The organism is Brevibacillus jepli, from assembly GCF_047229145.1.
Classification (GTDB): domain Bacteria; phylum Bacillota; class Bacilli; order Brevibacillales; family Brevibacillaceae; genus Brevibacillus.
Map to the genome: position 1 here is coordinate 34,027 of NZ_JBFEFW010000006.1, position 26,630 is coordinate 60,656.

Annotated in this window: 28 protein-coding genes; 22 read left to right on the top strand and 6 right to left on the bottom strand. The window is 46.9% G+C overall.

What is annotated here, in order from left to right; translation table 11 throughout:
- Positions 1-57: 57 nt before the first annotated feature.
- The 3 genes from AB1L17_RS08435 to AB1L17_RS08445 all read right to left on the bottom strand — a co-directional run bounded on the left by AB1L17_RS08435 (position 58) and on the right by AB1L17_RS08445 (position 3,328).
- Positions 58-1,455 (bottom strand): DUF4832 domain-containing protein, encoded by a 1,398-nt coding sequence (locus AB1L17_RS08435; protein WP_412844156.1) that lies wholly within the window; start codon positions 1,453-1,455, stop codon positions 58-60.
- A 27-nt stretch (positions 1,456-1,482) separates the two neighbouring features.
- On the bottom strand, positions 1,483-2,640 hold the full coding sequence (locus AB1L17_RS08440; RefSeq protein WP_412844157.1) for a response regulator: 1,158 nt from the start codon (positions 2,638-2,640) through the stop codon (positions 1,483-1,485).
- Between the two features lie 520 nt (positions 2,641-3,160).
- Entirely contained in the window at positions 3,161-3,328 is a 168-nt protein-coding gene (locus AB1L17_RS08445; RefSeq protein WP_412844158.1) for a YbbN family protein, read from the bottom strand.
- A 262-nt stretch (positions 3,329-3,590) separates the two neighbouring features.
- On the opposite strand from AB1L17_RS08445, the gene AB1L17_RS08450 reads away from it, so the two are divergent.
- The 15 genes from AB1L17_RS08450 (at position 3,591) to AB1L17_RS08520 (ending at position 16,111) form a co-directional block, all read left to right on the top strand.
- Entirely contained in the window at positions 3,591-4,046 is a 456-nt protein-coding gene (locus tag AB1L17_RS08450; RefSeq protein ID WP_412844159.1) for a prepilin peptidase, read from the top strand.
- A gap of 99 nt (positions 4,047-4,145) precedes the next feature.
- Positions 4,146-4,946 (top strand): CpaB family protein, encoded by an 801-nt coding sequence (locus tag AB1L17_RS08455; protein WP_412844160.1) that lies wholly within the window; start codon positions 4,146-4,148, stop codon positions 4,944-4,946.
- Between the two features lie 3 nt (positions 4,947-4,949).
- Positions 4,950-6,107, top strand: coding sequence for a CpaE/TadZ family protein (locus AB1L17_RS08460; protein ID WP_412844161.1), 1,158 nt, complete (start codon positions 4,950-4,952; stop codon positions 6,105-6,107).
- 13 nt (positions 6,108-6,120) lie between these two features.
- Entirely contained in the window at positions 6,121-7,509 is a 1,389-nt protein-coding gene (locus tag AB1L17_RS08465) for a TadA family conjugal transfer-associated ATPase (RefSeq protein WP_412844162.1), read from the top strand.
- Entirely contained in the window at positions 7,493-8,413 is a 921-nt protein-coding gene (locus AB1L17_RS08470; protein ID WP_412844307.1) for a type II secretion system F family protein, read from the top strand. Before AB1L17_RS08465 ends, AB1L17_RS08470 begins: the two co-directional genes overlap by 17 nt.
- Positions 8,414-8,417: 4 nt before the next feature.
- On the top strand, positions 8,418-9,353 hold the full coding sequence (locus AB1L17_RS08475) for a type II secretion system F family protein (protein ID WP_412844163.1): 936 nt from the start codon (positions 8,418-8,420) through the stop codon (positions 9,351-9,353).
- Between the two features lie 103 nt (positions 9,354-9,456).
- Complete coding sequence (locus AB1L17_RS08480) at positions 9,457-9,684, top strand: hypothetical protein (protein WP_412844164.1); 228 nt, start codon at positions 9,457-9,459, stop codon at positions 9,682-9,684.
- Between the two features lie 115 nt (positions 9,685-9,799).
- Positions 9,800-11,215, top strand: coding sequence for a vWA domain-containing protein (locus tag AB1L17_RS08485; protein ID WP_412844165.1), 1,416 nt, complete (start codon positions 9,800-9,802; stop codon positions 11,213-11,215).
- A gap of 41 nt (positions 11,216-11,256) precedes the next feature.
- Positions 11,257-12,345 carry a hypothetical protein gene (locus AB1L17_RS08490; protein ID WP_412844166.1) on the top strand — a complete coding sequence of 363 codons (1,089 nt, stop codon included), beginning with the start codon at positions 11,257-11,259 and terminating at the stop codon, positions 12,343-12,345.
- Between the two features lie 38 nt (positions 12,346-12,383).
- On the top strand, positions 12,384-13,148 hold the full coding sequence (locus tag AB1L17_RS08495) for a YciC family protein (protein ID WP_412844167.1): 765 nt from the start codon (positions 12,384-12,386) through the stop codon (positions 13,146-13,148).
- A 32-nt stretch (positions 13,149-13,180) separates the two neighbouring features.
- Complete coding sequence (locus tag AB1L17_RS08500; protein WP_412844168.1) at positions 13,181-13,381, top strand: hypothetical protein; 201 nt, start codon at positions 13,181-13,183, stop codon at positions 13,379-13,381.
- Between the two features lie 32 nt (positions 13,382-13,413).
- Positions 13,414-13,614: a hypothetical protein gene (locus AB1L17_RS08505; RefSeq protein ID WP_412844169.1), complete on the top strand. Its 201-nt coding sequence runs from the start codon at positions 13,414-13,416 to the stop codon at positions 13,612-13,614.
- A gap of 47 nt (positions 13,615-13,661) precedes the next feature.
- On the top strand, positions 13,662-14,084 hold the full coding sequence (locus AB1L17_RS08510; RefSeq protein WP_412844170.1) for a TadE/TadG family type IV pilus assembly protein: 423 nt from the start codon (positions 13,662-13,664) through the stop codon (positions 14,082-14,084).
- Positions 14,085-14,759 (top strand): Tad domain-containing protein, encoded by a 675-nt coding sequence (locus AB1L17_RS08515; protein ID WP_412844171.1) that lies wholly within the window; start codon positions 14,085-14,087, stop codon positions 14,757-14,759.
- Between the two features lie 38 nt (positions 14,760-14,797).
- A complete protein-coding gene (locus tag AB1L17_RS08520) occupies positions 14,798-16,111 on the top strand; it encodes a vWA domain-containing protein (protein WP_412844172.1) in 1,314 nt (437 codons plus the stop codon).
- 92 nt (positions 16,112-16,203) lie between these two features.
- On the opposite strand, the gene AB1L17_RS08525 is transcribed toward AB1L17_RS08520, so the two are convergent.
- Positions 16,204-16,788: a hypothetical protein gene (locus AB1L17_RS08525; RefSeq protein ID WP_412844173.1), complete on the bottom strand. Its 585-nt coding sequence runs from the start codon at positions 16,786-16,788 to the stop codon at positions 16,204-16,206.
- A 153-nt stretch (positions 16,789-16,941) separates the two neighbouring features.
- Here AB1L17_RS08525 and AB1L17_RS08530 point away from each other — a divergent pair, with 153 nt between their 5' ends.
- Both AB1L17_RS08530 and AB1L17_RS08535 read left to right on the top strand, forming a co-directional pair.
- Positions 16,942-17,796: a hypothetical protein gene (locus AB1L17_RS08530; protein WP_412844174.1), complete on the top strand. Its 855-nt coding sequence runs from the start codon at positions 16,942-16,944 to the stop codon at positions 17,794-17,796.
- Positions 17,797-17,895: 99 nt separating this feature from the next.
- Entirely contained in the window at positions 17,896-18,672 is a 777-nt protein-coding gene (locus AB1L17_RS08535) for a DUF169 domain-containing protein (protein ID WP_412844175.1), read from the top strand.
- On the opposite strand, the gene AB1L17_RS08540 is transcribed toward AB1L17_RS08535, so the two are convergent.
- A complete protein-coding gene (locus AB1L17_RS08540; RefSeq protein ID WP_412844176.1) occupies positions 18,669-19,190 on the bottom strand; it encodes a DinB family protein in 522 nt (173 codons plus the stop codon). The two genes, AB1L17_RS08535 and AB1L17_RS08540, sit on opposite strands and share 4 nt — an antisense overlap.
- Positions 19,191-19,255: 65 nt before the next feature.
- Positions 19,256-20,203 (bottom strand): helix-turn-helix transcriptional regulator, encoded by a 948-nt coding sequence (locus AB1L17_RS08545; protein ID WP_412844177.1) that lies wholly within the window; start codon positions 20,201-20,203, stop codon positions 19,256-19,258.
- A 135-nt stretch (positions 20,204-20,338) separates the two neighbouring features.
- Here AB1L17_RS08545 and AB1L17_RS08550 point away from each other — a divergent pair, with 135 nt between their 5' ends.
- From AB1L17_RS08550 to AB1L17_RS08570, 5 genes are read left to right on the top strand one after another with little or no spacing between them, the layout of a single operon-like run.
- On the top strand, positions 20,339-21,199 hold the full coding sequence (locus AB1L17_RS08550; RefSeq protein ID WP_412844178.1) for a M15 family metallopeptidase: 861 nt from the start codon (positions 20,339-20,341) through the stop codon (positions 21,197-21,199).
- 5 nt (positions 21,200-21,204) lie between these two features.
- Positions 21,205-22,257 carry a D-alanine--D-serine ligase VanG gene (gene vanG, locus AB1L17_RS08555; protein WP_412844179.1) on the top strand — a complete coding sequence of 351 codons (1,053 nt, stop codon included), beginning with the start codon at positions 21,205-21,207 and terminating at the stop codon, positions 22,255-22,257.
- 3 nt (positions 22,258-22,260) lie between these two features.
- Complete coding sequence (locus AB1L17_RS08560) at positions 22,261-23,061, top strand: M15 family metallopeptidase (protein ID WP_412844180.1); 801 nt, start codon at positions 22,261-22,263, stop codon at positions 23,059-23,061.
- Positions 23,054-25,207, top strand: coding sequence for a serine racemase VanT catalytic subunit (gene vanT, locus AB1L17_RS08565; protein ID WP_412844181.1), 2,154 nt, complete (start codon positions 23,054-23,056; stop codon positions 25,205-25,207). Before AB1L17_RS08560 ends, vanT begins: the two co-directional genes overlap by 8 nt.
- Before the next feature lie 23 nt (positions 25,208-25,230).
- On the top strand, positions 25,231-26,331 hold the full coding sequence (locus AB1L17_RS08570) for a sensor histidine kinase (RefSeq protein WP_412844182.1): 1,101 nt from the start codon (positions 25,231-25,233) through the stop codon (positions 26,329-26,331).
- Positions 26,332-26,630 lie beyond the last annotated feature (299 nt).

Here is a 26,630-nt window from a genome sequence, read left to right on the forward strand (position 1 = left end):
AAAAATCCCTTTCTGACTCCTTTAGAGGCTGTCAGGAAGGGATTTTTCTTTGATTATTCAGTCTCGTACCTGGACCGTACCCAGCGTGTATCTTCCGTCTGAACGTTTTCCTTCCATGGCAAATTGGATGCCTGGTTCGTCGGTATGAGGATCGAGGATCGCTACACATAGCGTGTATGTTCCTTCTGGAAGATCATCCGGGATTTCCAAGCTTTGCTTAACCGTTTTCTTGCCGGGAAGCCATTTGCGTATGTCTTCGTCCGTCTTTGTCTTGGTCACGATTTCTCCGTTTTCATCCGCGAGTGACAGTTCGAGTATCCACGGGAAGTAAAAGGGAGCGACACCGCGATTTTGCCAATCCATTGTTACCATCAGATTGTCTCCGGGCTCTACTGTTTTTGCATGTGTCTCTTTGGTGATAGAGAAACGATAGCCGATTGTGTTTAAAAAGCGATCCAAATATTGTTGCTGCTCGCCGTCTTGTTCAAATTGGGCTGGAGTATTCGGACCAAGCCAGCTAATGTGGGAAGCTTTGGCTTGCGAGATCACCTCGGTAATCGAGGAGCGTGTAAAATAGCTTGTCAATGAGGCGGATGGAGAGAATTCTCCGCCGCTTGGCGCATACTTCCAAAAGTCGGGCATGGCAGGCATTTTTTCTTTGGTCAGCCAGGAGACATAGCCCTTTTCAATCCAGCTCAGATAGCTGCTCGTATCTTTTTTGTTGCCGAACATGTCGTTAAACAGCCCCAGGTTGTACTCCTTGGCGACTGGGTGTGGTCTTCGCATCAGCAGCATGGAATCAGGGAAGTTTTCCAGATACGGCTGTACGTACTGATCCGTGATTTCTGTTGCAGGGAAAGGAATAGACGTATCGGTGTGCCATTCTCCCCAGTGACCGACGCTTCCCAGTTGTATAAAAGCAATGCGGGGATCGTCCTTGTAGCGCTCTCCCAGAGCGTCAATCAACTGTTTGTGGTACTTGATGATCAATGGATTACTGTAGTTGGGACTATAGCCTTTGCCGTAGTCGTTTCGATACCACTCGCCATCATCAAAGTTGTCATTGTCCCCGCCGATCTCGTTGTATAGCCAATCCGGTATCTCCATGTCCGATTTTTTATGGGGAAGATCCATAACGATACGGAGGATGAACTTCACATCTTTTTCTGTCCATTCTTCAAACCGGATCGCATCTTCGACCTCATCAAAAGCATAATCTCCTTTGTCTGGCTCAAGCATCCTCCAGGTAAGATTGGCATAGACGAGGGTGTGTTCTTGCTCATTATTACTCGTCCGTGAATCGGGAGCCAGTCCCATATACGGGTTTTGCAGTACGTCTTGGATTTGCTTTGGCGAATAGGTAGCCGTTCCATAACTGGATGCGGCGGCAGAAGAAGGGAGAATGCAAAAAGCGGCGAGAAGTACGCTGTATAAGCCGCAAATTCTGATCTTCATAAGTGCCCCCTAGATAGAGAGAGAGTATCATTGCTTTTGTTTTGTCTCTTGCTTCCATATGTGATACCACGAGGTGATATGTTCGTTTGCAGCAGAGCCGAGCTCAAGCTCCCAACGAGAGGTCAAGAGCTGATACTGCTCTTCTACAGCCGCATGATCGTCCAAGGAAGCATACAACTGCATCAGGAACATGTAGCTGTCTTCTTCAAGGGGGTGTAGGTGCTGGATGCGTTGATTAACGTTGATCGCTTCTCGCATTCTCCCGTGTCCCAAATAAAAGCTGCTCATTGTTTTGGCGAGCTGTAACCACATTCTGCGGAGTCGTTCTCGCTCATACTCTGCCCACAAATAGTCGTAATCTCCGAAGTAATCGCCTGTATACGCTGCGAGCACTTGTTCATGCTCTGCCATACTGGCAAGCGAGAGAGTGGGTAATTGTTTGAGGCGATTTTCCCATTCTTCTACATCAATCGTGGCCGAATCAATCGTCAGCTTATAGCCCCCCTCCAAATTGCCTTTGTTGATTGATATGGTTTGGAGGCCATAGCGCTTCAAGGTTTGCCGGATGAGGTAAATCGTCGTATAAAGCTGAGTGACTCCTTTGCTTCCATCATAATCTGGCCACAACAGCTCGATGAGAGAGTTCTTGTCGATCATCTTGTTACGGTGATGCAATAAATACGCGAAGAGCTCACGGGCTTTATTCGTGCGCCACTTGATCTCTTGCGGCTCCTGATTCGGCAGGTGAAACAATATACTATTGAAGCATTGGATGGAAACGACTGATTCTACTCTAACGGGCGCGGCTTCTTCTTGCGCGGACTTGATTCTCTCGTGAAGGCGGTCCATGGTCTTTTGCAAGCGCTGAAGCTGTACGGGCTTCATGATGTAATCGAGGGCGCACAGCTCAAAAGCATCAACGGCGTACTTGTCGTACCCTGTCACAAAAACGATCTCGGGGGAGTTATCGATTCCTTGCAGACGCTCGCCGATCTCCAAACCACTGATGCGCGGCATATTTATATCTAAAAATACGACATCTGGCTGAAGGGATATCGCTTGTTCGATCGCTTCGAGAGGATTAGTGTAGGCTCCGACTACCTTAACGCCACTTACATCTTTTTCTAGCAAACGTTGTAGATGCTTCAATGACAGCTGCTCGTCGTCTACCAGTAAGGCTCTCATACACTGTCTCTCCTTTTCAAAACGATAAGATGTATCCGTGTCCATACTCTCTACTCTATCATCAATAGAGAGGTTATCCAAACCTTTACAGTGGAAGGAAATGTGAAATTTTTAGCGAATTACGATGAAATTATGAATAGGATATGGAAAGGGAGTCTTGCATAGCTTGGCGTATTTCACTTCAGTAGAGTTGACTACCCAAGAATCCCGACCTCCAGGCATAAGCGTAGGTGGAGGGAGTGGTTAAAAAGGAGGAGAGAAGAATGCCGTTTGGTCTTTACATATTTCTGATTGTTTTTAACGTGGTTCTGACAATTTTGATATGTCCAAGATATTTTCAACGGTTGAAACAATTAAGAAACACAATGCTCTTTTACCGGCTCGTCGCATCGGGAATTGCGGTCGTCTGGTTTTGGATCGTCATTATATACCAAACCGTTGTTTATATCAGTTAAGGCAAATGAAAGCATGACGATTGACTACGAAATGTAGGAATCGGCATGCTTTTTATTTTTGGGGGCTAGGTCGCCTCTATTGCTATCTTCAAAACACGTTCCAACTCGTCAAACGAGATAAACCGCGCTTGCCGAAATACTTCTTTTCCATCTGCAAACAGCAAAATGGTGGGAGCTGTGAATACGAGAAATTCACCGGAGATAAAGGGTGCTTTTTCAATGGACGTGACCATACTTTTCACTTGGGGATGTTTTTTCAACAGTTCTACTGTTTTTGCATAGGTGACGTCGCAAACGCCGCAGTTCTACATATTCCTGCATGTTTCTCCACCTCTTGTTTCATTGTCCTCACATACTTCCATCAGCTTATTCTACGATTCGAGAGCTTGGAAAGGAAAAACGTCCTGCAAAAAAAATTGGGTATTTATGCAACAATCTGCCAAAATCCACCGTCTGTAATGGTGAAATTTTCCTAAAAAGCAGGAAGGAGGACATATGTTGTTATCTTTGTATGTCATCATTCCCATTCTTTTCGTAATGGCAGTTGCTATGTATACCGACCTACGCAGTCGTCTCATTTACGACTGGCTGACGCTTCCGGGAATCGTTTATTTTCTCGTTTTGCATGCGTACCTGCATCCAGAAAAGTGGCTAACCTATGCAATGGGCGTTATTGTGCTGGGGGGAATCTCACTGATCATGGCGGTGATCAGCAATGGGCAGATGGGCGGAGGAGATATTAAGCTGCTTGCTCTGGTTGGAGCAGCAGTTGGATGGCAAGCGGGCTTGGTCGTGCTCGTGCTCACCTATTTGCTCGCGGGAGTCAGTGTACTTCCGATGTGGGTCGTAGCCAAAATGACAGGCAGGATGAAACTTGGAAGAGAGATACCGTTGGCGCCATTCGTTGCAGGTGGAACGAGTATTATGCTGGTTATGGTTATGTATTACTAGTCTTTTTCTCATAAGGCTGTATCTTCTTAATATTGGCAATAAATCGACGTATTATGACACACTTGAATGGATTTTGTGAAAAAGAGAGGGAATCATCGGATGTTGGAATCAAAACGTAGGGCAATCATTTTTCTTGTATTATCGTTTTTGCTTGCTGCTATTGCGGGCTTTCTGTTTCTGCAAAAAATCAAGGAAATTAATGCGCAGCTTGGAGAAATGGTGGAAATATACGAGGCAAATGCAGATATTCCGTCTCGTGCACTGATAAACCCGGACCAATTGACGGTAAGGGAAATTCCCAAAAAGTTTGCGGATGATTCGTACGTGATGGATAAGGCTAGTTTGAAAAATCAGGTAACGATTGTTCCTTTGTCGAAGGGGGACATCATTACGAAAAATATTATGAAACCAGCTAATATTGTCCGGGATCAAAACAACAGACTTGTTACGGTTTTTCAATCGGGCAATGTCGTCTTCGATCAGGAGCTGGAGGCGCTCGACCGTGTGGACATCATCATTTCGCATCAGATGAACGGAAAGGCAGCGACGGAAGTGTTCATGAAAGACGTGCCAGTGGCCATGGTTGCCAAATCAGAGAACAAGTTCAAGGGAGTGGCGCTGGAACTGCCATTTGAGGAGGTTCCTAAATTCATCCACCAGCAGCATTATGCCCAGATGGTTCGTATCTTGAAATCGAATGTGGGCAAAGGTGAACTGGGTATTCCTGATCCGTTTGTTGATCCCGCGAAGGACCAGACGAAGGCACCTGCAACACCGGCAACACCTCCGACCGCACAGCCAGCAGGACAGACATCACCGACGGCTCCAGCACAGCCTCCAAGCAAGCCGGCTTCGGTACAACAGCAATCAACTAATCAAGCACCGAAAACCGGAGGGTAAATCATGAACAAGGATATGAAGATTCTCGTTGTGGCGGATTACGATTCAGTAAAAAGCATGTTGAGTGATGTACTTGCTTCGTACGAACAAGTACGATACACCACTTCGACGGAAGTGAAAAAAGAGATTGACCGGATTGGTCCCGATGTTGTTTTGCTCGTACAACCGGAAGATGGGGCAGGAGTAGAGTTGGTGCAGTACGTACAAGGCGAGCTTCCAGAGGGGATCGTCATTTATCTCACGGAAAAGCAGGATTTCATTCTGTTGCGAGATGTCGTCCGAGCGGGCGCTGTTGAATACATCGTAATGCCTGATGAACTCAATCTCTTGTCAGATCGTCTCGAAAAGATTTCGGACCTGTCCAAAATCCAGCAGCGAAAAAAGGGCGCCGATGCATCTGGTAAAGCATTCGTACGGGGACGGGGAAAGGTGTACTCCTTCTACAGTGGAAAAGGAGGAAGCGGACGCACGCAACTCGCCACAGGCTACGCGCAAGCATTGAAGCTGGAGTCTACGGCAAGTGTCTTGTTAATCGATCTCAATCTCCAATACGGTGGAGTGGAAACCTTTTTGTCGTTTGATAACAATCGCACATTAGGCGATTTGATACCGGTTATGGACGAAATGAATGAATTTCATATTCGCAACGTGGCGCAAAGAGAAAATCACTCCAAGCTGGAGGTGCTGGTGAGCCCGCGTGATGCCGAGACGGCGGAGAACATGTCAGAAGCATTTATCACCAAGTTGATCCGCGCAAGTCGTCGCAGCTATGACTTTGTCATTATTGACCTGCCTACGAATATGAACGAGCTTACTTATGCTGCTTTGTCAGAGTCAGACATGATTTACTACGTGATGAATCTGGATACACCGTCGGTTCAAATTTTCCGACTAGTGGAAGACCTGTTCAGACGTCTGCGGATTGATACTGCCGGCAGGCTAGAAGTAGTCGTCAACCAGGTAGGCAGGGATAACGAACTGAACGTATCTGATTTGAAAGGGCTGTTTAACGCTCCGATTACCGCCGAGATCGCGAGAGATCATCAAGGAGTACAGGCGGCTGTCAATCAAGGGCGACCGTTGCAAAAGGAAGCGAATGAGAAAAAGCTCTCCCCTGCTGCGAAAGACATCCGAAAATGGGTACTCAAGAAACTGTCTTAAAGGTGGGAGTTAGATGGCTTTATTCCGACGCAAAGAAGACCAGACACCGTCAAGGGAAGAGACCACGCGTACGAAACTTGCAGCCACACTAGCAGCTCCTTCTTTCAATCCGTACATTGACGAGCTTGCTGAGCATTACAAGACCAGACTCTTGCGGGAGACCAATTTGGAACGATTGACCAGCCTTCGTTCAGATGAGATGCGACTTGCGATCGAACGTCTCGTATCTCAGTACATGTCGGAAGAGAAAGTGGTCATCCCGCGAAACGAAAAAGAATTGCTGCTCACTCGTCTGATCAATGAATCGGTGGGGCTTGGGCCACTTGAACCATTGCTCGCCGATCCGGAAATCACGGAAATTTCGATTAACGGGCACAACCTCGTATACATTGAGAAGCGTGGAAGGCTCGAGTTGACCGATTTGAAATTTCGTGACGAGGAACATTTACGGCACATTGTCGACAGGATTGTGGCACCGCTAGGCAGACGAATCGATGAAAGCTCGCCGATGGTCGACGCCCGACTAAAAGATGGAAGCCGCGTGAATGCCGTAATCCCTCCGATCAGTCTCAATGGCACGCTGGTCTCTATCCGTAAATTTCGCAAAGAGCCGTATTTGATGGATGACCTGATGCAATTCGGCTCGTTCAGTGAGGCGATGTCCCAGTTCATACAAGCAGTAGTCGAGGCAAAAATGAATGTGTTGATCTCAGGAGGTACTGGTAGTGGAAAGACGACGTTGCTCAATGCTACAGCCAAAGCAATCCCTCACTATGAGCGCGTCATCACAATCGAGGATTCTGCGGAGCTGAAGCTTACTCACCCCAACTGTATTGGTTTGGAGGCACGCCCCCCCAACATGGAGGGAAAAGGGGAAATCACAATCCGCCAGCTCGTAAGAAACTCCCTGCGGATGAGGCCAGACAGGATCATTGTCGGAGAGGTACGTGGCGCTGAGGCGTTCGACATGCTGCAAGCAATGAATACGGGGCACGAAGGATCGCTAACCACGGTCCACGCCAATTCTCCACACGATGCGTTTAACCGGTTGGAAGGGATGGTCGTCATGGCGGGAATGGATTTGCCCTCGACGATTGTCCGTGAATACATCGTCAGCGCTCTGGATATCATCGTGCAGGTCACGCGTCTGTCAGACGGGACACGCAAAATTGTCTCGATCTCGGAAGTAGCAAAGACGGAGGATAAACGAGTGGAAGTGAACGAGATCTTTCGTTTCCAGCGTACTGGAATGGGCGGCAAAGGTGAAGTGCTTGGTTACTTTACAGCAACAGGGCTCATTCCGCGGAGCCTGGAGCGCCTCAACGTCTTCGGAATTAATTTGGACGAATCGATATTCAAGGAGGAGGGAGGGAAGCAGCGTGACTATGTCTATTCTGTTTAGTCTTGCGGTGCTGTTCGGTATCTGGGGCATGTACGAGTACCTCGGATACCGTACGAAAAAAAGCGAATGGAAGAAAAAAGCGGAAGAGTGGTATGAGGTCAAGACACAGCGCAAAAGTTTTGTCGTTGTATGGGGAGACCGATTTGACCAGAAGCCTCATGCCAAAGAACTGGGCAAGAAGCTGAAAAAGGCAAACATTCCGCTGGCTCCTTCCGAATTTTACGCAGGTATGGTTGTAGGTGCTCTTATTCTCGCTTTTTTCCTGAATAAACTCGCCTCCATCCCTACACCGTACAATATCGGCGCTGGTCTGGCTACGATGTATATTATCCAGAAAGCTGTGTTTTTTGCCCGACGCAACAAATATATGGAGAGATTGAACGATCAGCTCTCTGAAGTGTGCCGCTTACTGGCCAATTCCTTGCGAGCGGGATTGACGCTGACACAGGGTATTGCGATTGTGGCAAAAGAATTGAATGCACCAGCTGGAGAAGAGTTCAAGCGGATGTCTCGGGAACTGCAGCTTGGTGTCAATTTTGATCGGGCACTGCTGGAGATGGAAAAGCGCATACCGACAAGGGATTTCCGCATATTCACAGCTACGCTTCTCATCCAGCGAAGAGCAGGTGGGAACTTGAGCGAGGTACTTCAAGAAATGGGGAACACGCTGGAGGAGCGCCGTATCGTCTCGCAGGAAATCAAAACGATGACGGCAGAGCAGCGCTATGTGTCTTATCTTGTCCCGATTATGCCGATTGCGCTGGTGTTGATGATGAACATGATCAACAAAGGATTTATCGATCCGTTGTTTACGCCGGTTGGCCTGATCTTGCTAGGCTTGTTCGCGATAGGGACACTGCTGTCCTACGTACTGGTTAAAAAAGTGACAAACATAAAGGTGTGAAATCATGGATGCACTGATCATTACCTGTCTGTTTCTGTTTTTACTCTTCTTTGCCATTTTTTTAAAGGAATGGTATTTATTTTCTGTTAAAAAACGGGAATTGATCGCGCACATGTACGAAGTCACCGGTTTCCGTACGTTCGATGTGCGGAAACCGGAAACCCCGTCGCAGCGATTGATCAAACGCTTGCTTCGATACGGTGATGACTATTCAGTGATGGGCCAGCGCTTCAACTTTTTCAGTGAATCGCATGAAGTAGAAGACTGGCTGCTAAAGGCTGGCCGTCCGCACGATTTGACAGTCGCCCGCTTTCAAGGGATAAAGATCGTTTTTGCGTTACTCGGAATCATTGCGGGTGCATTGTTCTTCGTGCTGGGCCTTCCCTTTTCCCAGTTTGGTCTGATCCTGTGGCCGCTCTCTGGATATTTCTTACCGATTCTGTGGTTGAAGAAAAAAGCGAAAGATCGCCAGCAGCAGATTCGCTATGATTTGCCAGAATTTCTCGATACGGTCAGTGTCACACTTCAAGCCGGGGTCAGTTTGGACCAAGCATTGCGGGAGGTCATCCGGTTTTACGGAGGTCCAATTCGTGAAGAGTTCGCCCGATTTAATCAGGAGATCGATTTGGGTGTACCGCGTGAAAAAGCGTATGAGCAATTGCTGCGGCGCAATGACAACCCAGAATTTCAGATGCTGATCAAAGCGCTGATCCAAGGGATGCGATTGGGGGTACCAATATCCGTCACGTTCAAGGCGCAGGCAGAAAATATGCGTAGAATGCGCAAAGAGCTCATCAAGGAACAAGCTGCAAAAGCATCACCAAAAGTGACGTTAATTACAACGCTTGTCGTCGCGCCGACAGCCATGTTGATGATTGGTGGGCTCATGGTGCTGAACATTCTGGATGACGCTCAAAAGTTTACAGGAATCTTGAAGTAGTTTTAGGAGGTGATGCCGACAGTAGTCGGGGAAAACAGCACTCATGTATGTAGGCAAATTTTTTGTGAAAATCCAACAATGATGATGTGGAGGAATGTTTATCATGACAAAATTTATCCAAAAAATGTATGCGAAAATGTCCGTATCTTTGAACAATCAAAAGGGTGCGCAGTCTATAGAGTGGATCGCCCTGGCAGCAGTTGTGCTGGCTGTATTGGGGGGGATCGCAGGCGTTATGGGCGATGATGAAGGTGTGGGTGAATCAGTTTCCACCGCACTATCGGATATCATTGAGCACATTGGCGAAAAGATTTCATCCGGCGGTGAATAATACAATTTATGCATCATTTTCCGTCAGTTAGTGGTGGGTACTGCTTCCACCACTAACTGATCAAACGAGAACAACCAGAGAACATGCAGCTTTGAAATAACGGAGGTACAAGCCGATGAAGTTTATGAAGGTACTTCTCCTGGCTCTTTCGCTGATCGTTTTGCTAAATGCTTGTTCGAGCGACGAGCCGGCAAACACACAGTCAACGAATGTCCCACCGCAAGCAGGAGAGAACAAACCGCCTGAGGGACCGATACAAGATCCAGTGAAGCAAGAGCCATCTCGGGAAGAACAAATCGGGGCATTAAAAGCAACGATTCCTGCTGAAGTAACGAAAATTCCCGAGTCGGCAGCAGAAATTGCGAGCTTTTCAATTGGCCGCTATGCAGGGACGCATCACTCCGATCATGAAGGCGAGCTGCAAGAGTTCATCAAACAACTGCCCGCGATTGACAATCCAGATCAGGAACTGCTGAGCGCGTATTACCTTAGTTTATTAAGCATGTTCGCCGAGGATTATCCAGACCCACAACAAATAATCGATGACATGAAAATGGCTTCTTTCGGAAGTCCTGAGATTGAGGACCCTCGCTTCCAGTTCAAGGAACAGTACAATGTCGAGATTATTCTCGATGCGAGCGGCAGCATGGCTGGGAAAATGGACGGCAAGTCCAAAATGGATGCAGCAAAGGAAGCGATCAAAGCATTTGCAGAGACACTGCCGCAAGAAGCCAACGTAGCACTCCGTGTCTATGGGAACAAAGGCAGCGGCAAGGATTCTGACAAGGCACTCTCTTGTGGAAGCAGTGAATTGGTGTATCCTCTGCAAAAATTCGATAGTCAAAAGCTTGCCAACAGCCTGGATCAGTTCAAACCGACAGGCTGGACTCCGATTGCCCATGCACTGCAAGAAGCCCAAAAAGACTTGAACGGTTTAGCTGGAGAGCAAAATACGAACATCATTTTTCTTGTCAGCGATGGTATCGAGACATGCAATGGTGATCCTGTGAAAGCAGCAAAGCAATTGGCGGACTCCAATATTACACCTGTCCTAAATGTAATCGGCTTTGATGTGGATGGAGAGGGACAAAAGCAATTGAAGGCAGTTGCCGAGGCAGCTCGTGGCCGTTACGTGTCTATCCGAGATCAAAAAGCGTTAGAGAAAGAGCTTGATAAAGCAAAAGAGATCGCAGATGCATGGTACAAGTGGAAGAGTAAGGAATCCAGACAGGCTTATTCGAAAAAAGTAGACTTTTTGGTAAACAATACCGGATTCAAATTGGAGTGGAAGTCCCTGGCAGATGATGAAGACAGAAATATAGACTGGATGATTCGCCAAATGGATAGGGATGAGCGGTTTTCTGAGGAACTCATTTCCGGGTTAAAGAAAATGCAAAAAGAACATAAGCAAACGGTAGATAAACGGGCAGATGAGTTGGAAGATTTCCTCGATTCTCTAGCCAAGAAGTCGTACAAGGAAACAGTCGAGGCTATTTCACAGCAGTACAAAGCCAATCAAAGCGGGAATTAAGCGCACCACATACGTATTTTTTCAGGTGACAAAAAATCGGGGTGAAAACCGTGTATCGTCTAACCAGACGTTCGAAGTGGGCAAGTATCATTGCCCTTCTGATTTTGGTGATGAACCTCTTGCCATTCGCAACTCTCGTGCATGCGGAGTCTTTGGCGCCTGGTGCTATTAATCCAGGAGACGTGAACCCTGGTCAGGTCGATTCAGGTGATATACGACCAAATTTTCAGCACGGAAATTACCAGTGGGACACGGGAGGAATTGTTCCGGGAGAAATTCAGCCGGAAGCGATAGATCCAGGCAGCCTGAATTCAGGTGAGGTCCAGCCAGGGAGTGTCAACCCAGGAGAATTCCAGTCAGGCGAAGTAGACCCAGGCAATGTCAATCCAGGTAAAGTGGGACCAGGGAGTGTCAACCCGGGGAATACCCAGCCGGGAAGCGTAACGACGGATGTGACGACTGGAAATCCCCAACCAGGCCAGGTGACTACTGGTGATCCGAATCCAGGTAATATCGGGCCCGGAAGCCCGGAAGGTGGAAAAGATAACGACACAGCATACGACTATATCAACTGGACATTTAAATCTGTCTTTGGCGGGACTCTCAATTATACAGCTGGATTGTTAGAGACTAATGTAAATAGTGTTCCCAATCTTCTTCAGAGTAAGGGAATGTTTTTGGGTGAACTTGGCACCAAAATGCTAGATATCCATTTAAAAGACACGCCATTAGCATGGATATCAGCATTCCCAGTAGACGGGTTCGATGCATTCGCAGCAGCGGCAAACTTCAAGTTTGTGAAAGACATGGGTAGCGGCGTACCGGTGACGGGTCTGATCAAGGGATTGAATGTTGCGACAGCGGGGATCAGTCTCGTGTTTGACGGATATGATACATTTACCAATTTCCGAGATGCGTTCGATTCAGGTAAAAGCGGCGATGAGCGATTTGACTCGTTTGTGAAAGGGACGGGGAGCTTTGGTAGCACACTCATCGATGCAGCGGTGATTTCCGCTATTGTTCCTGGCGGACAAACGGTTGCCATTGTTTTGCTCTCGGTCGGAGCAGGTCTTTGGGTAGCCAGTAAGCTGACAGAATGGGCCAAGAGGCTCTATAAATTATTTGCGTAACAAAATACCCTGTCGTGAAATTTTTGGGATGGGAATGAATGAGAGTGAGACATCCGATCAAAGAGAGCTTCCTGTTTTATACACGAAATATCGAAGCCATGCTACTTATCTCGGCTGTAGTTGTACTGCCCTTTTTGATTATTCACAACTATGCCATCAATTACATCCATTTCATGGCTTCGTTCACAGGGGCAACGATCGTGTCAGGATTCTTTAACATGTTTTTACTGCTTATCTTTTTAACGATCGTTCAAATTCCGTTTGCCCAGTTTGTGCAAAGTCATTTGGATGGAGATGAGCGGCCGGTTAGAGAAGCATTGCGAGCATTTTGCAAGAATGGTTTTTCGGTGTTTGTGTTTGCATTGGTCTATGTTATGGCTGTAACCACCGGCATGCTATTGTTTTTTGTGCCGGGACTGATCATCCTGGTTTTGTTTTATTTGACTCCGTACCTGGTGGTCATTAAGAAGCAATCCGTCAAGAAATGCTGGAAGAAGGCATTTGATATGGGGAAGAAGCATTTTTTCTCCATTTTCCGTGTGATCTTGTTAGCGAGTCTGATTGAATGGGTCATCAGCGTGATCGGATTGTATTCCGTTACGTATATTACGACCAGCTTTGGAGCGGTATTTTTTACGCAAATACTGCTGAACGTGATTTTCTTTCCGTTTATTGCGGTGCTTTTTACGATGTATACCCATAAATGGATCAATGAGTCTGCAGGGATTGAGCAGATTGAATCAACCGAATCAGCTGAGTCGACCGAGCTACATCGGGCGGTTGAGGCGGTTTTCACAGAGTAGAGGAAGGAAACACACGAATGGAGGGGATCGGATTGACAGCAAAAGTAGAAAAAATGCAGCGGTTCTGGAACAGGGCAGCGGTCTTCGTGTATGGTGTTATCCTGCCGCTTGCCTGCCTGTTTATGGCTCTTGGTGACTCGATTCCGTATGCCCTGTTCGTATTTTGGTTTGGATTCCCGTACATCGAGCAGATGGGTATGGACCATACTCGCCAAAAGGAACTAAGACGTTAACACGCTACTATTACGGATGGATGGTGGGGAAAATGTCCAAGCAGGAACGTAACTGGCAACGTTTTTGGAAGTATATGCTGATTTACTATTACGCGCTGATTGTACCGGTTTCCATTATTAGCGCCATATATCGGGAGGTTATCCCTTATCAAATGGTTATTCTTGCAATCGGTTTACCCTTTATCAAAAAAAATCATCTTGCTTTCATCCGAAAGAAAAATGCGTCTGCCTAGCCTTTCGTCGAGTGAGTCATTGATGGGAGCGAATCGGAGGGAAAGAGATGAAAGTCACGCGATTAACACGACAACTGTCCAACGAAAAAGGTTCCGTGACCATTGAGTTTATTGGGATTCTACCGTTGATCTTTCTGTTCATGCTCATCTGTTGGCAGTTTCTCCTCGGAATATACGGGATTATTGCTGCGCAGTCTGCCGCCAATGAAGCCGCAAAAGTATTTGCGATCACAGGCAATCAAGACAGCGCGCTGAACGCAGCCAAGAAAGTACTGAACGGAGCAGGAGGCGGCATCGGATACAACGGAGGGGAGTCCTATATCGAGTACAAGGACGAAGGTTATTTCAAAGTAATCGTGGGTGCGAATCTGGAGATTGCTTTTTTGCCGGACATTTTGACAGATAACATGAAGCCCGAAGACAAGGTCATTTCCTTTCAGAGAGAGATCACGAGTCGGGTGGTTCGATAGATGAGAAGATTGTCAGTTATTTTGGGTAACGAACGAGGGAATGTTACGGTATTTACTCTCAGTGTCTTTTTTGTTATGTTGCTGATCTTGTTCACGGCGTTGTTTAACTTCTCCACAGTATTTGTCGTCAAGGAGCAGGCTTCCAATAGTGCGCAGCAAGCAGCGCTGGCCGCAATCAAACCGATTTACGATGAGATGGAGGATGCGATAGAAGAGTACGATAGATCGCCGAACCGCTTAAAGGACAGTATTTTACTCGGGCCAATCGTAGATCAGACCGAGGATGCTATACGAGCGAGTCATCCGGACTGGGCAAAAAGCGAGGTCAGGTATGAGGCCATCGATCAGGTATTTAGCAGTTGGCTGCCCGCCAATATTGAGCTGCTAGGCTATGTCCAGTCAGGCCTTGCTAAAGCGAACGCAAAAGTCAATGGTGTCGTCATTAGAATCCTGGAAGCGAATCACGCTACATTGGCAGGGTCGAAAGTTGTGTTCACTTCGGATGATCGTATTGAGGTACAGACTTCTGTCCGTTTTCGCTCGACTACGTTTGACTTCGATTTTATGCCTGAGATCAAACACGAGGAGGAAGTATACCAAACCGGACAGAGCAGACAGATCGGATTTTTGGATGCGGTACCGGGCTGGAGTCTGCCACCCATCATACTGCTATAAGGGTGGGAAGCTCCACATTGCAAGGAGGCTATGACACAATGCGTACCACATACATGAGGAAGCTTATTTGGGTAAATTGTTGCTTGATCATGTTATTAATCACGGGTTGCTCTCTGGGAGCAGCCGGAGCTGGACCAGGAATCGGGAAGTCTCAATGGCCGCAATCAGCCCAGGAATTGATTGCTTCAGAGCCGGGGCCGCTGGCTGGTACGCAATTTTACCACGCCAACTATCCTCATCGAGCTGAGATCGGAAAAATTTTGGATAAAATGCCAACCATGGTTGACGGAATGAATGAAGAGTATATGGATTTGTATTGGAATCAGCTGCTCACCTTGTTTTCCGAGGATTACCTCAGTCCTCAGATGGTAGTCGACCGTTGGAGAATGGCTTCATACGGGAGTCCTGACATTGAAGACGCCCGCTTTCAGTTTCGGGAAAACTTCAATGTAGAAATCATTTTGGATGCAAGCGGCAGCATGGCTGGGAAGATTGGAGACAAGACCAAGATGCAACTAGCCAAGGAGGCGATCAAGGAATTCGCTGAAGCACTGCCGAAAGAAGCGAAAATCTCGCTGCGTGTCTATGGACATAAAGGCAGCAATGCCGACGAGCACAAACAGCTCTCATGCAGCAGCAGTGATTTGATCTTTCCCTTGCAATCTGTTGATTCCAAAGGCCTTAAGCAAGCGCTAGAGTTGGTTGAGCCGACTGGCTGGACTTCCATTGCGCATTCCTTGCGTCTCGCACAACAGGATTTGGCGGCGTTCGAAGCGGATAAAAACACGAACATCATCTATCTGGTCAGTGACGGAATCGAGACTTGCGATGGCGATCCTGTGGCAGTAGCCAAAGAGTTGTCGCAGTCCAAAATCATGCCATTGTTAAACGTAATCGGGTTTGACGTGAATACAGAGGGACAGAAGCAACTAAAGGAGATTGCGCATGCGTCAGAAGGGCTATATGCTAACGTGACGAATCGCGAGCAGTTCAAACAAGAGCTGGAACGAGCAAGAGAAATTGCCGAGAAGTGGGAACAGTGGAAACGGGACGCCTTGACGGAAGCTGACGCAGTCCTTATCGATCGCAAAAAGTGGATTGATGCCTACGACCGTGACTGGTACGAAAAAAATTGGCGAGAGAGCCTGAATATTGGCTTGGCAATCGAGTATTTGTCTGCTAACGGCAAGATTGGAAGTCAGGCCAGGGAATATCTTACGGGGAAACGGCAAGAAAGAGAGGCGTTAGCTACACAATCCAAAGAGGAGCTTACGAATTACTTGGTGAGTCTCACAACCGAGACTTATCAGGAAATGCGAGAAGAAATTGAGGAAAAGTATAGCGGGAACTAACAGTAGTGGGTAATCCGTTGCCAAAGCTTTTGCTCCCGCAACGGATCTTTATTTACAGGAAAGAGAACATTCCAGATTCGAAGCACGTCAGATCAATCATACGTGAATGTAACAACCTTATGCAGGGTTGGGTCTACTCCGATTGCGACGTCGTTTTGACCATCTGTGTAATAAAAGTAGCGCTTGGTGTCAGTGGAATGAGCGTCAGAAGATTTGACCAGTTGAAAGTCGTTTGTCGCAAGCAGGTTTTTTGAGCGGATAAAATCTGAGGCCGTCTTTTCCAACTCTGCTTCCGTCATCGTTTTTGTCGCTTTTTCTCCGTTCATTCCGATTACATCAATGGACAGGGAGAGAATTTGCTTGGACTTGGGTTCGATAATGGCGTGAAAGCCTTGCACATCACCATTTACAGGTTCGCGTTTCAGTACAGCATGAACGGGTACTCCTCTATAGATCGAATCACCGGTAGCGGCATCCACCAGCTTGGCCGGGTCCTCCAATGTAATCTGTCGACCAGTCGTATCTACATCCAACTGATAATATTGTCTGACAGCGGCTGCAGCGATTTGTGCAGCTTCTTCTTTTCCGAGCCCCTGCACTTCTTCAGGGGAGTTGGAAGAGCACCCTATTAACAGAAAAACGAGGAGTACAGTACTGAACCATGCGAGCTTTTTCATTGCGAACCCTCCAGCCAATCCTTGTAGTCAACTCCTATCCTAACAGGAATGGTTACGACTCCCTATCGATTAACCTTTCCATTACCTTACGATCTTGTAAGCTTTGGTGAAAATGGCAGGATCATGTTCTTTATAAAGAGGAGGAATTTCTTTGTGAAAGTCGTGAGTTCAGCACAAGTACAAGCTCAAATCGAGCGGAACAAGCGCTTTTTGGAGAGGACGGAGCTGTATAATTACCCTGCCTATCTAAACGGGCAGTATTACTACAACGTTGCGTACTGGCGATGGGGGAAAAAAGACGCTGTCGGGTTCCTGATCCTGCGGCCGAATGGTGAAATGGTGCACCACAAAGAAGCGGAGCCGGTAGTGAAATTATTTTTAGTGCATGCTCATGCCGGGCGCAAGATCAAAAACAATCTGGCCATTGATAAAGAAAAGCCGATTGAAATGTACGAGCAAAAACGGGAGTACCTGAAATCTTTGTTGCCCTGCTACCAAGGAAAAATGGATGAGATCATTCGGCAAGATGCAGAAAAGCTCATTGATGTTTGCGATACCATGATAGAAAGCCGGGAGCAATTGCGCTCTATTTACGACAGGGGAATGGAACAACTCAGTCAGTTCTTTGCTCGTAACTGTGTGAGGGAAGGGGAAGACGCAGCGTTGGTCGAGGTTTTGTACGAGTCTGATTACATTTTGTATGAACGCATCCGTAAGCAGGTCATGATCAGGGATTCAGTGGACCGGCTTTACCAATTTTTTCGTACTAGTAGAGTAGAGCTGGACAAAGTACAGGAACAGAAACGGAAAAAGCTGAACGACTTGCTCTTTACTTACAAAGACAAAGCGTTGGGAAATACGGCGGAGAAATCAATCAAAAGCTTTGAGACTCATACGACAGGCAAGCCTGAATCGTTTCAATCGGCAGAGCAGTTGCGAGAAGCACACGGAAAGCTGAACAAATTCATTTTGGAAAACGGGCTTGTGGATAAAATAAGAAACCCCTGAGAGGACTTCGGATGTAAAAAGACGAAACATTCGGAGTACGAGATTGTTCTTATCTTGCAGTGAATAAGCTGCGTACGTATAGAACGAGGGGGCAAACGAATGAACGCCATGGAACTGAACCAAGCGCTTCAAACATATGTGAGGACAGAAACATTTCCCGTTGGAGTCACCATAATAAAAGAAGAAACCGCACTGCCGACAAAGGCAAAGCGGCCTGTCCGTGATCTCGGTTATCCGATTACGATTTGCCAAGCTGTCGGTTTTTCGCGGCGTTATGGCTGGAGTATTGCGATGAATGGAGCCGATCTGTCCTGTCCGATCGCGCAGGTGGCTTTTGGCTATGAAGAGCAGCCGGCGTTTTATACGGAGGGGCATCTCGCCTGTGGAATGTACACGGATTCATTGGAAAACGGGGCGAAGAGCGAGCTGGATGTCCCGAAATTTTCAACAGAAGAAAGCGGGTACTACGTCTCGTTTCCGCTGGAGCGGGCGCAGATCGATCCGGATGTCGTCGTGATATACGGCAATGCGGCACAGATCATGCGATTGGTGGCGGGGATGCTGTACAAGCGCGGTGGATCGATTCCTTCCACCTTTTCCAGTCGGGCAGATTGTGCGGACATCGCAATCAAGCCGATCCAGACGGGACAGCCGCAAGTGATCGTACCATGTTATGGAGATCGACTGTTTGCCCAGACCCAGGATCACGAGATGGCCTTCAGCTTTCATTTTCGCGATGCTGTCGAGCTCGTGGAGGGATTGGTGGGCACGCAAAAAGGCGGAATCCGCTACCCGATCCCGTCCTTCCTGCGCTATCAGGCAGAGTTTCCGCCTACCTATCAAAAGCTTGCGGGTATGTTTGGAGAAAAAAGCTAGCCCTTCAGTCGGTTCAGCTGGAGCAGATGATGGCGATAGTGCATTTCTACGATGGCAAACCATTCCTTCGCAGTAAGATCGCCAAAAGCCGGGTGAGGAGCGGTATGTTGCGCAGGAATATCGTCCAGGGTCGGCTCCAGCTCTTTCATTTGGGCAAGCACGCCGTTCAGTCCATCGCGTAATTGCTCCTTGCTGTCCGGTTGGGCAGGCGTGTACGCCGGAGACGCGGGGACTTTCACGCGAACAGGAGGCAAAGAGCCTTGAGCAAAGATTGCCTGCCCGATTTCGGTTTTACAGCTACCCGCTTCAGCGACAGCAGGCCCACCTTGTCTACACTTCTCAACACTCCCCAGCTGCATATAACGAGCAGATTGGATCAAGTGAAGGTACATTTGTCCGATCGACCATTCGTCTTCACTTGGTTTTTGCAAAAGCTGCTCCATGCTGAAGCCTTCTAGTTCATGCAAGTAATGGTTCGTTACGTCTTCAAATTTGTTCAGGATTTCCACTGTATTCATGGGTGAATCAGCTCCTCTTGGTTTACTTGCTTTTATCTTATAGAAACGCTACTGACAGCAGTATGTCAGTAGCGTTCGAGTAATTTTTTTGTTTCTTCACGAATTCGATTACGCAAGGATTCAGGCGTAAGAACAACCGCATCTGCCCCCAAGCCAAGTACCCAGGACAATATTTCTTCGATTTGTCTGACGCGCAGTCTGACGAGAAAACCTTCTGAATGCTCCTCAATTTCTTCAATAAAAAAATAGCCCGATTCTTTTACCCGATCAGCGATAGCTGCACGAATCACGATCTGCACCTCCAGAAACCGATCGTCAGCTGGCTTGTAATCTTCTAGCTTGAAATGGTCAGGGAGGAGAAAGCTGTCTTCCAGTTCGATCAGTCCGCTCATGCGGGACAAGCGGAATCGGCGAATATCCTGTCGCAGGTCGCAATGAGCGAGAAGAATCCAGGAGCCACGAACCAGTATCAGACCATATGGGGCAACGTCACGTACCGTTTCACGATTTTCATCGAGCCTAGCCGTGCCCTTCTGATAGCGGAAGCGTACCTTGCGCTGATTGAGGATCGCTTGGTGGAGGACTTGTGCGTGTAATTTTTCCTGCTCGTGCAGATTGTTCACCCCGGCGCTTACGAGGCGAAAGGTCGAGCGGATACGGCTCGCTTGTTCCCCTACATCTGCAGACAGGATGGCTTCGACTTTGCGCTGTACAGCTCGTGCGCTGTTACCGAAATTTTGGTCAAATATTTGCTCAACCATGTCTGCTCCGATCAAGAGTGCGACGGCTTCTTCTACTGAAAAACTGACGGGGGGCAGGAAATACCCTTCCATTAACGAGTAGCCCTGACCAGGTGCCCCAACGATGGGGACGCCTGCCTCGCTCAGTGCCTGCATATCACGGTAGATCGTCCGGACACTCGTCTCGAAGGTCGCTGCCAAATCCTCAGCACGTAACGTACCTTTGCTTTGCAGCTCCAAAACGATTGCCAATAAACGGTCTGTTTTGTTCATGCTGCTGCCCCCTCTCTATCCAGCTAGCAACTTCATAAAAATGAATGGACAACTTTAAAAAAATTTTATGTTTACCCTACTTTTTATTTTAACAGTTTTCCCTATCCTACATGTGTAGTGAAGGAGGAGCTGTGAATGAAAAAGAGGGTTTTTTGGCTTGTCATTCTCTTGCTGTTTGGATATTTGGTTTTTCAAAAAATAGCAGATAGAGAACGTCCTTATGGGGCAACCAAGGTGGATTACCAAACGATAGAAATAGAAATAGCAAGAGATCAAATCTATCAGGGAGATCTTCTCTTGGTCAATAAAGAGAACCCGGTTCATGAAGCAGGGGTAAAAAACGATGTGGTCAGGCTATCTCAGAATGAAGAGCTGGTAAAAGGATATCGTTTGCTAGATCCCACAATCGCAGTGTCAGAGAGTGTAGCCAAAGTGTTTTTGGAGATGGTAGATGCTGCGCAGCAAGATAACGTGAGCCACTTTATCCTGAACAGCGGTTATCGAGACATGGAAGAACAAGAGCAGCTGTATGAAGAGATGGGACCAGAATACGCGATGCCTGGCGGCTACAGCGAGCATAATGTGGGGTCGGCTCTTGATATTGGGTCGACGATGATGAAAATGGAGCATGCTCCTGAAGGAAAATGGCTGGAAGACAACTCGTGGAAATACGGTTTTATTTTACGCTATCCCAAGGACAAAGCAGCCATCACAGGAACGGCATACGAGCCCTGGCATTTCCGTTATGTAGGCTTGCCGCATAGCGCGATCATGAAGAACCATAACTTTTCGCTGGAAGAATATTTGAATTACGTGAAAGAACAAAGACATCTCTCCGTGCCAGTCGATGGGAAGACCTATGAAATTACCTATTACGCTGTTGAGCAAGACATGACGATCGAAGTACCAATCGATAGCAGCTATATGATTTCTGGAGACAATATGGGCGGTGTGATTGTAACCACCAGCCACTTTGACAAGGAAGAAAAGGAGTGAATGGTATGAAGAAAATAACTGTCGCGATATTGTTTGGGGGTTGTTCCTCGGAGTATGAAGTATCTCTGAAATCTACGAGCGCGGTGCTGGAAAGCTTGTGCCTGGAAAAATACGAGGTCATTTTGCTAGGGATCACGAGGGAAGGGCAATGGCTGCGCTATACCGGCAGTATCGAAAGCATTCGGGATGACAGTTGGCATCAAAGTGAGGAGTGCGTACCTGCCTTTCTCTCTCCTTGCCGAGAGGTTCGGGGAATTGTTGCACAAGAGAACGGTGTTATGACGATCACCAAGGTTGATGTGGCGTTTCCCATCCTGCATGGCAAAAACGGAGAGGATGGAACGGTGCAAGGGTTGTTGGAGCTTGCCGGAATTCCTTTTGTAGGCTGTCATACCCTGTCCTCTGCGATTTGTATGGATAAGGATATTGCCCATACGCTGGCTGAAAGCTCCGGGATCAAAACACCAAGATCCATTACCGTTTATAAAAATACCAGTTTTGCAACGGTTCAATCTGCTATCGAAGGACTGGGCTTCCCTTTGTATATCAAACCGGCAAAGGCAGGGTCGTCCATTGGGATTACGAAAGCATACAGTCATTCCGAATTGATTTTCGGAATTGAAAATGCCTTTTCGCATGATGACAAAGTAGTCATCGAGGAAAATATCACGGGTTTTGAGGTAGGGTGTGCGATTCTGGGAAATCGTGACGTAATCGTAGGAGAAGTGGATGAAATCGAATTGCTCCAAGGCTTCTTCAATTATACAGAAAAGTATTCATTGGCAACGGCCCACATCCATGTCCCAGCAAGAATTGATGAAGAACTCGCTGAAAAAATTAAGAGAACTGCCGTCCATCTCTATCAGGTTCTGGGGTGTCGTGGTTTCGCACGCGTGGATATGTTTGTCACACCTGAAGAAGACATTGTGTTTAACGAAGTAAATACGATACCTGGCTTTACCGCGAAAAGCAGATATCCAAGCATGCTGCGTGCAGCGGGAATCTCCTACAAGGAGCTTCTCGATACGTTGATTATGCTAGCGATGGAGGAGGACTAATCGATGACACCAACAGGACAATATCACGTCTCTACGGTTTCTTTGAACAGCAACAATCTACATCACGGCCATCTGATTTTGGTGAATCGCCAGTACCCGATTCGCTGGCAAACAGACGATAGTATCTTACTGAACCGCATGCGGCTGATCGATGGAACACACAACAACATTATGCTGGAAAACACGGCTGCGAAGATGTTTACCAAGCTGCTGAAAGCCTGCAACGCAAAGCGTTCAATCGTACCTGTCAGTGGCTTTCGCAGCAAGGCCGAACAAACGGATATCTATGATCAATCTCTGCTTGAAAATGGACAGGCGTTTACCAGTCAATTTGTAGCGCGACCGAATGAAAGTGAGCATCAGACAGGGCTTGCGATTGACGTAGGGGAAAAGAAGGAAGAGATCGATTTTATTTGCCCTTCTTTTCCTGATCATGGCGTATGCCAACTGTTTCGACAACGTGCCAGCCACTATGGGTTTATCAAACGCTACGACAAAGACAAGGAACAGCTGACTGGGATCTCGGATGAGCCGTGGCATTTTCGGTATGTTGGCTATCCGCATTCTGTTCTGATGGAAAAGCTACAGCTATGCCTGGAAGAGTATATCGATTATGTGAAAAACTACGAATATCATCAGGAGCATTTGCTAGTGGATGATGAGACGATTGAAATCTACTATGTAAAGGCTGCCGATTCGGTTACGCACATCCCGGTTGTAGCTGGTGAGAGGTACGAAATATCGGGCAACAATATGGATGGATTTATCGTTACGGTGTTTCATCAGGAGTCTCGTAATGAGTAGTAGTAATGAAAAGCAGTACGGCGGGCTGGATCGATTCAGAATCGTTGCTGCTATCCTTGTCGTCGCTATCCATACGTCACCACTGCTGTCTTTTGACGAGTTGGCTGATTTTACACTGACACGAACAATAGCGAGAGTTGCAGTTCCGTTTTTCTTTATGTGCACAGGGTTCTTCTTCTTGCAAAAGCTTGGCACAGATGCAAACAGGAATGCGTATTTATTGAAGCAGTTTTTATGGAAAGTAGGAAAGCTGTATGTGCTTTCCATCCTTCTCTATCTTCCGGTGAATGTGTACGCAGGGTATTTTACCAGTGGACTCAGTGTGTTTTCAGTGGTGAAAGACATCTTGTTTAACGGGACGCTGTATCATCTGTGGTACTTTCCTGGCATCATGCTGGGTGTTGGTATCAGTTCCTTTTTGCATACAAGGCTTTCTGCATGGAAAACGTTTTGGGTGACACTGGTGTTGTATGGCATCGGGCTATTGGGAGACAGCTATTTTGGATTGGCGCAGATGAATCCGTATGTAGACAGCATCTATCAATCGATGTTTACCCTGTTTGATTACACGAGGAACGGGATATTTTTTGCCCCTGTGTTTATCGTCATGGGAGGGATGATTGCCAATACCCACAGACGAAAAAAGCAAAGGGTTGCATCGTATGCCATCGGATTTGGTTTGTTTGTCAGCATGCTTATTATGGAAGGCTTGCTTTTGCATTCCTATCAGTTGCAACGGCATGACAGTATGTATATTTTTCTGATTCCATGCATGTATTTTCTATTTCAGCTCTTGTTGTGCTGGAAAGGCAGAAATCGATCCTATTTGAGGAAGCTGAGTCTGTATGTCTATGTCGTCCATCCCTTGTGTATTGTGCTCATTCGCGGAGCGGCAAAAGTAACGGGATTGACAGAGCTGCTTGTTGCAAACAGCTTGGTGCATTTTATGTTAGTCACGGTGCTATCGTTTGTTCTTTCCGTGCTGGCAATGAAGGTTGTTCAGCGCTTTAGCAGCAGGACTCCGGATCAAACAGGACGGGCATGGGCTGACATCTATCTTCCTCATGTACAACATAATGTAAGGGAAATCCAGCGTATTCTTCCCAAGAATTGTGCGATGATGGCGGTCGTCAAGGCGCAGGCATACGGCCACGGAGGATGGCAAATCGCCAGGTATTTAAACAAGCTCGGGATTGATTACTTCGCTGTTGCGACGATCGATGAAGGAATCGAACTGAGGAAGAAGGGCGTAAAAGGAGAAATTCTGGTGCTAGGCTATACGGATGAGCGACGTATACGCCAAATCGCCCGTTTCAGACTGACGCAAACCGTAGTAGATGACGAATATGCCAAAAAGCTGAATAGCTATAACGTTAGGATACCTGTTCATATCAAGATCGACACAGGGATGGGGAGACTGGGAGAATCTTGGGCACGCATTGAAAAAATCGCTTCCATGTATCGGTATCAAAATTTGAAGGTAGGCGGTACATTTACTCATCTGAGTGTGGCTGACAGTTTGGAAGCTTCCGATATCGAATACACGAAAAATCAAATTGCTCGTTTCGAGACCGTGATTGAACAGTTGAGAGAACAAGGGATAGATCCGAAGAAGCTGCATGTTCAGAGCAGCTACGGTGTCCTGAATTATGGGGAGCTGCATTACGATTATGCTCGCATTGGGATTGCTCTCTACGGGATGTTGAGCAGCCAGGGAGATAAGGTAAATACAAATATCGAACTACGTCCTGTGATGTCACTGAAAGCACGAGTCGTACAGGTGAAACAGGTGGAAAATGGAACCGCCGTGGGCTATGGACGCGCCCATATAGCGCAGCAAGACAGTAAGATTGCCATCGTATCTATCGGGTATGCAGACGGAATTCCGCGCATGCTGTCACTAGCGGGAGCAACCTGCCTGATCAAAGGAAAAAGGAGACCAGTTATCGGGTCTGTTTGCATGGATCAGCTTATTGTAGATATTACGGATATAGAAGAGGTGCGACAAGGAGATATTGCGACCTTCATCGGCAAGGATCAAGACGGATGTATCTCAGCCGAGGAAATGGCCGATCAGTGTAAAACCATTACCAACGAATTAGTAAGTCGTTTAGGAGAACGTGTCCAAAGAGTCTATCATGAGTGATGGGGGAGTGAGGGATTCTTTCCATGGTTAAGATGAGACATAGCTTCCGTTCCAAAATGATTATGCTTCTTGGGTTAGGCATGATTTTGTCCGGTATCGTGACCTTTCTCTTTTATAAAGTGCTTCAGTTTTACTATCGGACGGAGGTCAAGTATGAAGATCCGTTGGCCCAGGTTCGCCGTTTTATTAGGGAGATGGGGGATATCAATTTCTTTTTGCTTTTCTTTGCTCCCCTGGCTATCTTGTTTTTCTATCTCCTGACGAAACGGTATGCGGGCTATTTTCGGGAGATTTCCACGGGCATTCATTTTCTCGCCAGTGGAGACTTTACACGGTATGTCCATATTCCATCCAGTGATGAGTTCGCAGATATCGTCAAGGATATTAATCTGGCAAGTGAAATGCTGCAAAAGGCGGTAGAAAGAGGAGATTTCGCCGAAAGCAGCAAGGATCAGCTTGTTTTGAATCTGGCACATGATTTACGCACACCACTGACATCCGTTCTGGGTTATTTAGATTTAGTTTTACGAGACGAGCGGATGCCACAAGAACAGATGCGGCATTATACGACGATTGCTTTTACCAAGTCGCAACGATTGGAAAAACTGATTGATGAACTCTTCGAAATCACCAGAATGAATCCCGGCATGGTTACTATCGAGCAAAAGGTCATTGATTTGAGTGAATTGCTGGTACAACTAAATGAAGAGATGTATCCTTCCTTTGAAAAAAATGAGCTGGTAGCACGGTGTAATATTGCCGCTTCTTTAGTGATTATGGGGGATGGGGAGCTGCTGGCACGAGTATTTGAAAATATCCTTACCAACGCGATACGCTACGGGGGCGATGGACATTTTGTCGATTTGAATGCTTATCGTGAGGGTGATGAAGTCGTTGTGCAAATCATGAATTACGGTGTCCAGATTCCTGAGGAGTCGCTACCGCATATTTTTGAAATGTTTTATAAAGCAGACAAGGCGCGAACTCATCAAGGTGGAGGGACAGGACTCGGTTTGTTTATTGCGAAAAACATAGTCGAGAAGCATCGGGGAACGATTTCTGTCCAAAGTGATCTGATTCGTACATGTTTTGAGGTGCGGTTGCCTTTTGGGAGCATCATCTAAATACACGTGCGGGCATAAATATTAGCCCAAAAGGGACCATCATTTTTTCATGGAATATACCTCCTTATGTCTGACGGATTTATTCTGGAGCCAAAGGGAGGTAGGCAAAGCATGGATAGAAAAAACGAGGATCAGAAATCTTACCGAAGAGAACAAAAGAATTATGCGAACGTCAAAATACCGAAAATAGGGAAATAATATGATGGAATTAAAAAGTGTAAAATTAAGAACATTAACACTTTTTAATTCCATCAAAAGCGAATTGACGTACTTAATTTAGTGAAATATACTAATATATG

Coding starts and splice junctions, on each gene's coding strand:
- AB1L17_RS08460 (WP_412844161.1), top strand. CDS start 4,950: ATGAACAAGGATATGAAGATTCTCGTTGTGGCGGATTACGATTCAGTA.
- AB1L17_RS08525 (WP_412844173.1), bottom strand. CDS start 16,788: ATGAAAAAGCTCGCATGGTTCAGTACTGTACTCCTCGTTTTTCTGTTA.
- AB1L17_RS08560 (WP_412844180.1), top strand. CDS start 22,261: ATGACACCAACAGGACAATATCACGTCTCTACGGTTTCTTTGAACAGC.
- AB1L17_RS08510 (WP_412844170.1), top strand. CDS start 13,662: ATGAAAGTCACGCGATTAACACGACAACTGTCCAACGAAAAAGGTTCC.
- AB1L17_RS08450 (WP_412844159.1), top strand. CDS start 3,591: ATGTTGTTATCTTTGTATGTCATCATTCCCATTCTTTTCGTAATGGCA.
- AB1L17_RS08475 (WP_412844163.1), top strand. CDS start 8,418: ATGGATGCACTGATCATTACCTGTCTGTTTCTGTTTTTACTCTTCTTT.
- vanG (WP_412844179.1), top strand. CDS start 21,205: ATGAAGAAAATAACTGTCGCGATATTGTTTGGGGGTTGTTCCTCGGAG.
- AB1L17_RS08480 (WP_412844164.1), top strand. CDS start 9,457: ATGACAAAATTTATCCAAAAAATGTATGCGAAAATGTCCGTATCTTTG.
- AB1L17_RS08470 (WP_412844307.1), top strand. CDS start 7,493: ATGTCTATTCTGTTTAGTCTTGCGGTGCTGTTCGGTATCTGGGGCATG.
- vanT (WP_412844181.1), top strand. CDS start 23,054: ATGAGTAGTAGTAATGAAAAGCAGTACGGCGGGCTGGATCGATTCAGA.
- AB1L17_RS08435 (WP_412844156.1), bottom strand. CDS start 1,455: ATGAAGATCAGAATTTGCGGCTTATACAGCGTACTTCTCGCCGCTTTT.
- AB1L17_RS08550 (WP_412844178.1), top strand. CDS start 20,339: ATGAAAAAGAGGGTTTTTTGGCTTGTCATTCTCTTGCTGTTTGGATAT.
- AB1L17_RS08540 (WP_412844176.1), bottom strand. CDS start 19,190: ATGAATACAGTGGAAATCCTGAACAAATTTGAAGACGTAACGAACCAT.
- AB1L17_RS08505 (WP_412844169.1), top strand. CDS start 13,414: ATGTCCAAGCAGGAACGTAACTGGCAACGTTTTTGGAAGTATATGCTG.
- AB1L17_RS08445 (WP_412844158.1), bottom strand. CDS start 3,328: ATGGTCACGTCCATTGAAAAAGCACCCTTTATCTCCGGTGAATTTCTC.
- AB1L17_RS08495 (WP_412844167.1), top strand. CDS start 12,384: ATGAGAGTGAGACATCCGATCAAAGAGAGCTTCCTGTTTTATACACGA.
- AB1L17_RS08570 (WP_412844182.1), top strand. CDS start 25,231: ATGGTTAAGATGAGACATAGCTTCCGTTCCAAAATGATTATGCTTCTT.
- AB1L17_RS08535 (WP_412844175.1), top strand. CDS start 17,896: ATGAACGCCATGGAACTGAACCAAGCGCTTCAAACATATGTGAGGACA.
- AB1L17_RS08465 (WP_412844162.1), top strand. CDS start 6,121: ATGGCTTTATTCCGACGCAAAGAAGACCAGACACCGTCAAGGGAAGAG.
- AB1L17_RS08455 (WP_412844160.1), top strand. CDS start 4,146: ATGTTGGAATCAAAACGTAGGGCAATCATTTTTCTTGTATTATCGTTT.
- AB1L17_RS08440 (WP_412844157.1), bottom strand. CDS start 2,640: ATGAGAGCCTTACTGGTAGACGACGAGCAGCTGTCATTGAAGCATCTA.
- AB1L17_RS08545 (WP_412844177.1), bottom strand. CDS start 20,203: ATGAACAAAACAGACCGTTTATTGGCAATCGTTTTGGAGCTGCAAAGC.
- AB1L17_RS08520 (WP_412844172.1), top strand. CDS start 14,798: ATGCGTACCACATACATGAGGAAGCTTATTTGGGTAAATTGTTGCTTG.
- AB1L17_RS08515 (WP_412844171.1), top strand. CDS start 14,085: ATGAGAAGATTGTCAGTTATTTTGGGTAACGAACGAGGGAATGTTACG.
- AB1L17_RS08485 (WP_412844165.1), top strand. CDS start 9,800: ATGAAGTTTATGAAGGTACTTCTCCTGGCTCTTTCGCTGATCGTTTTG.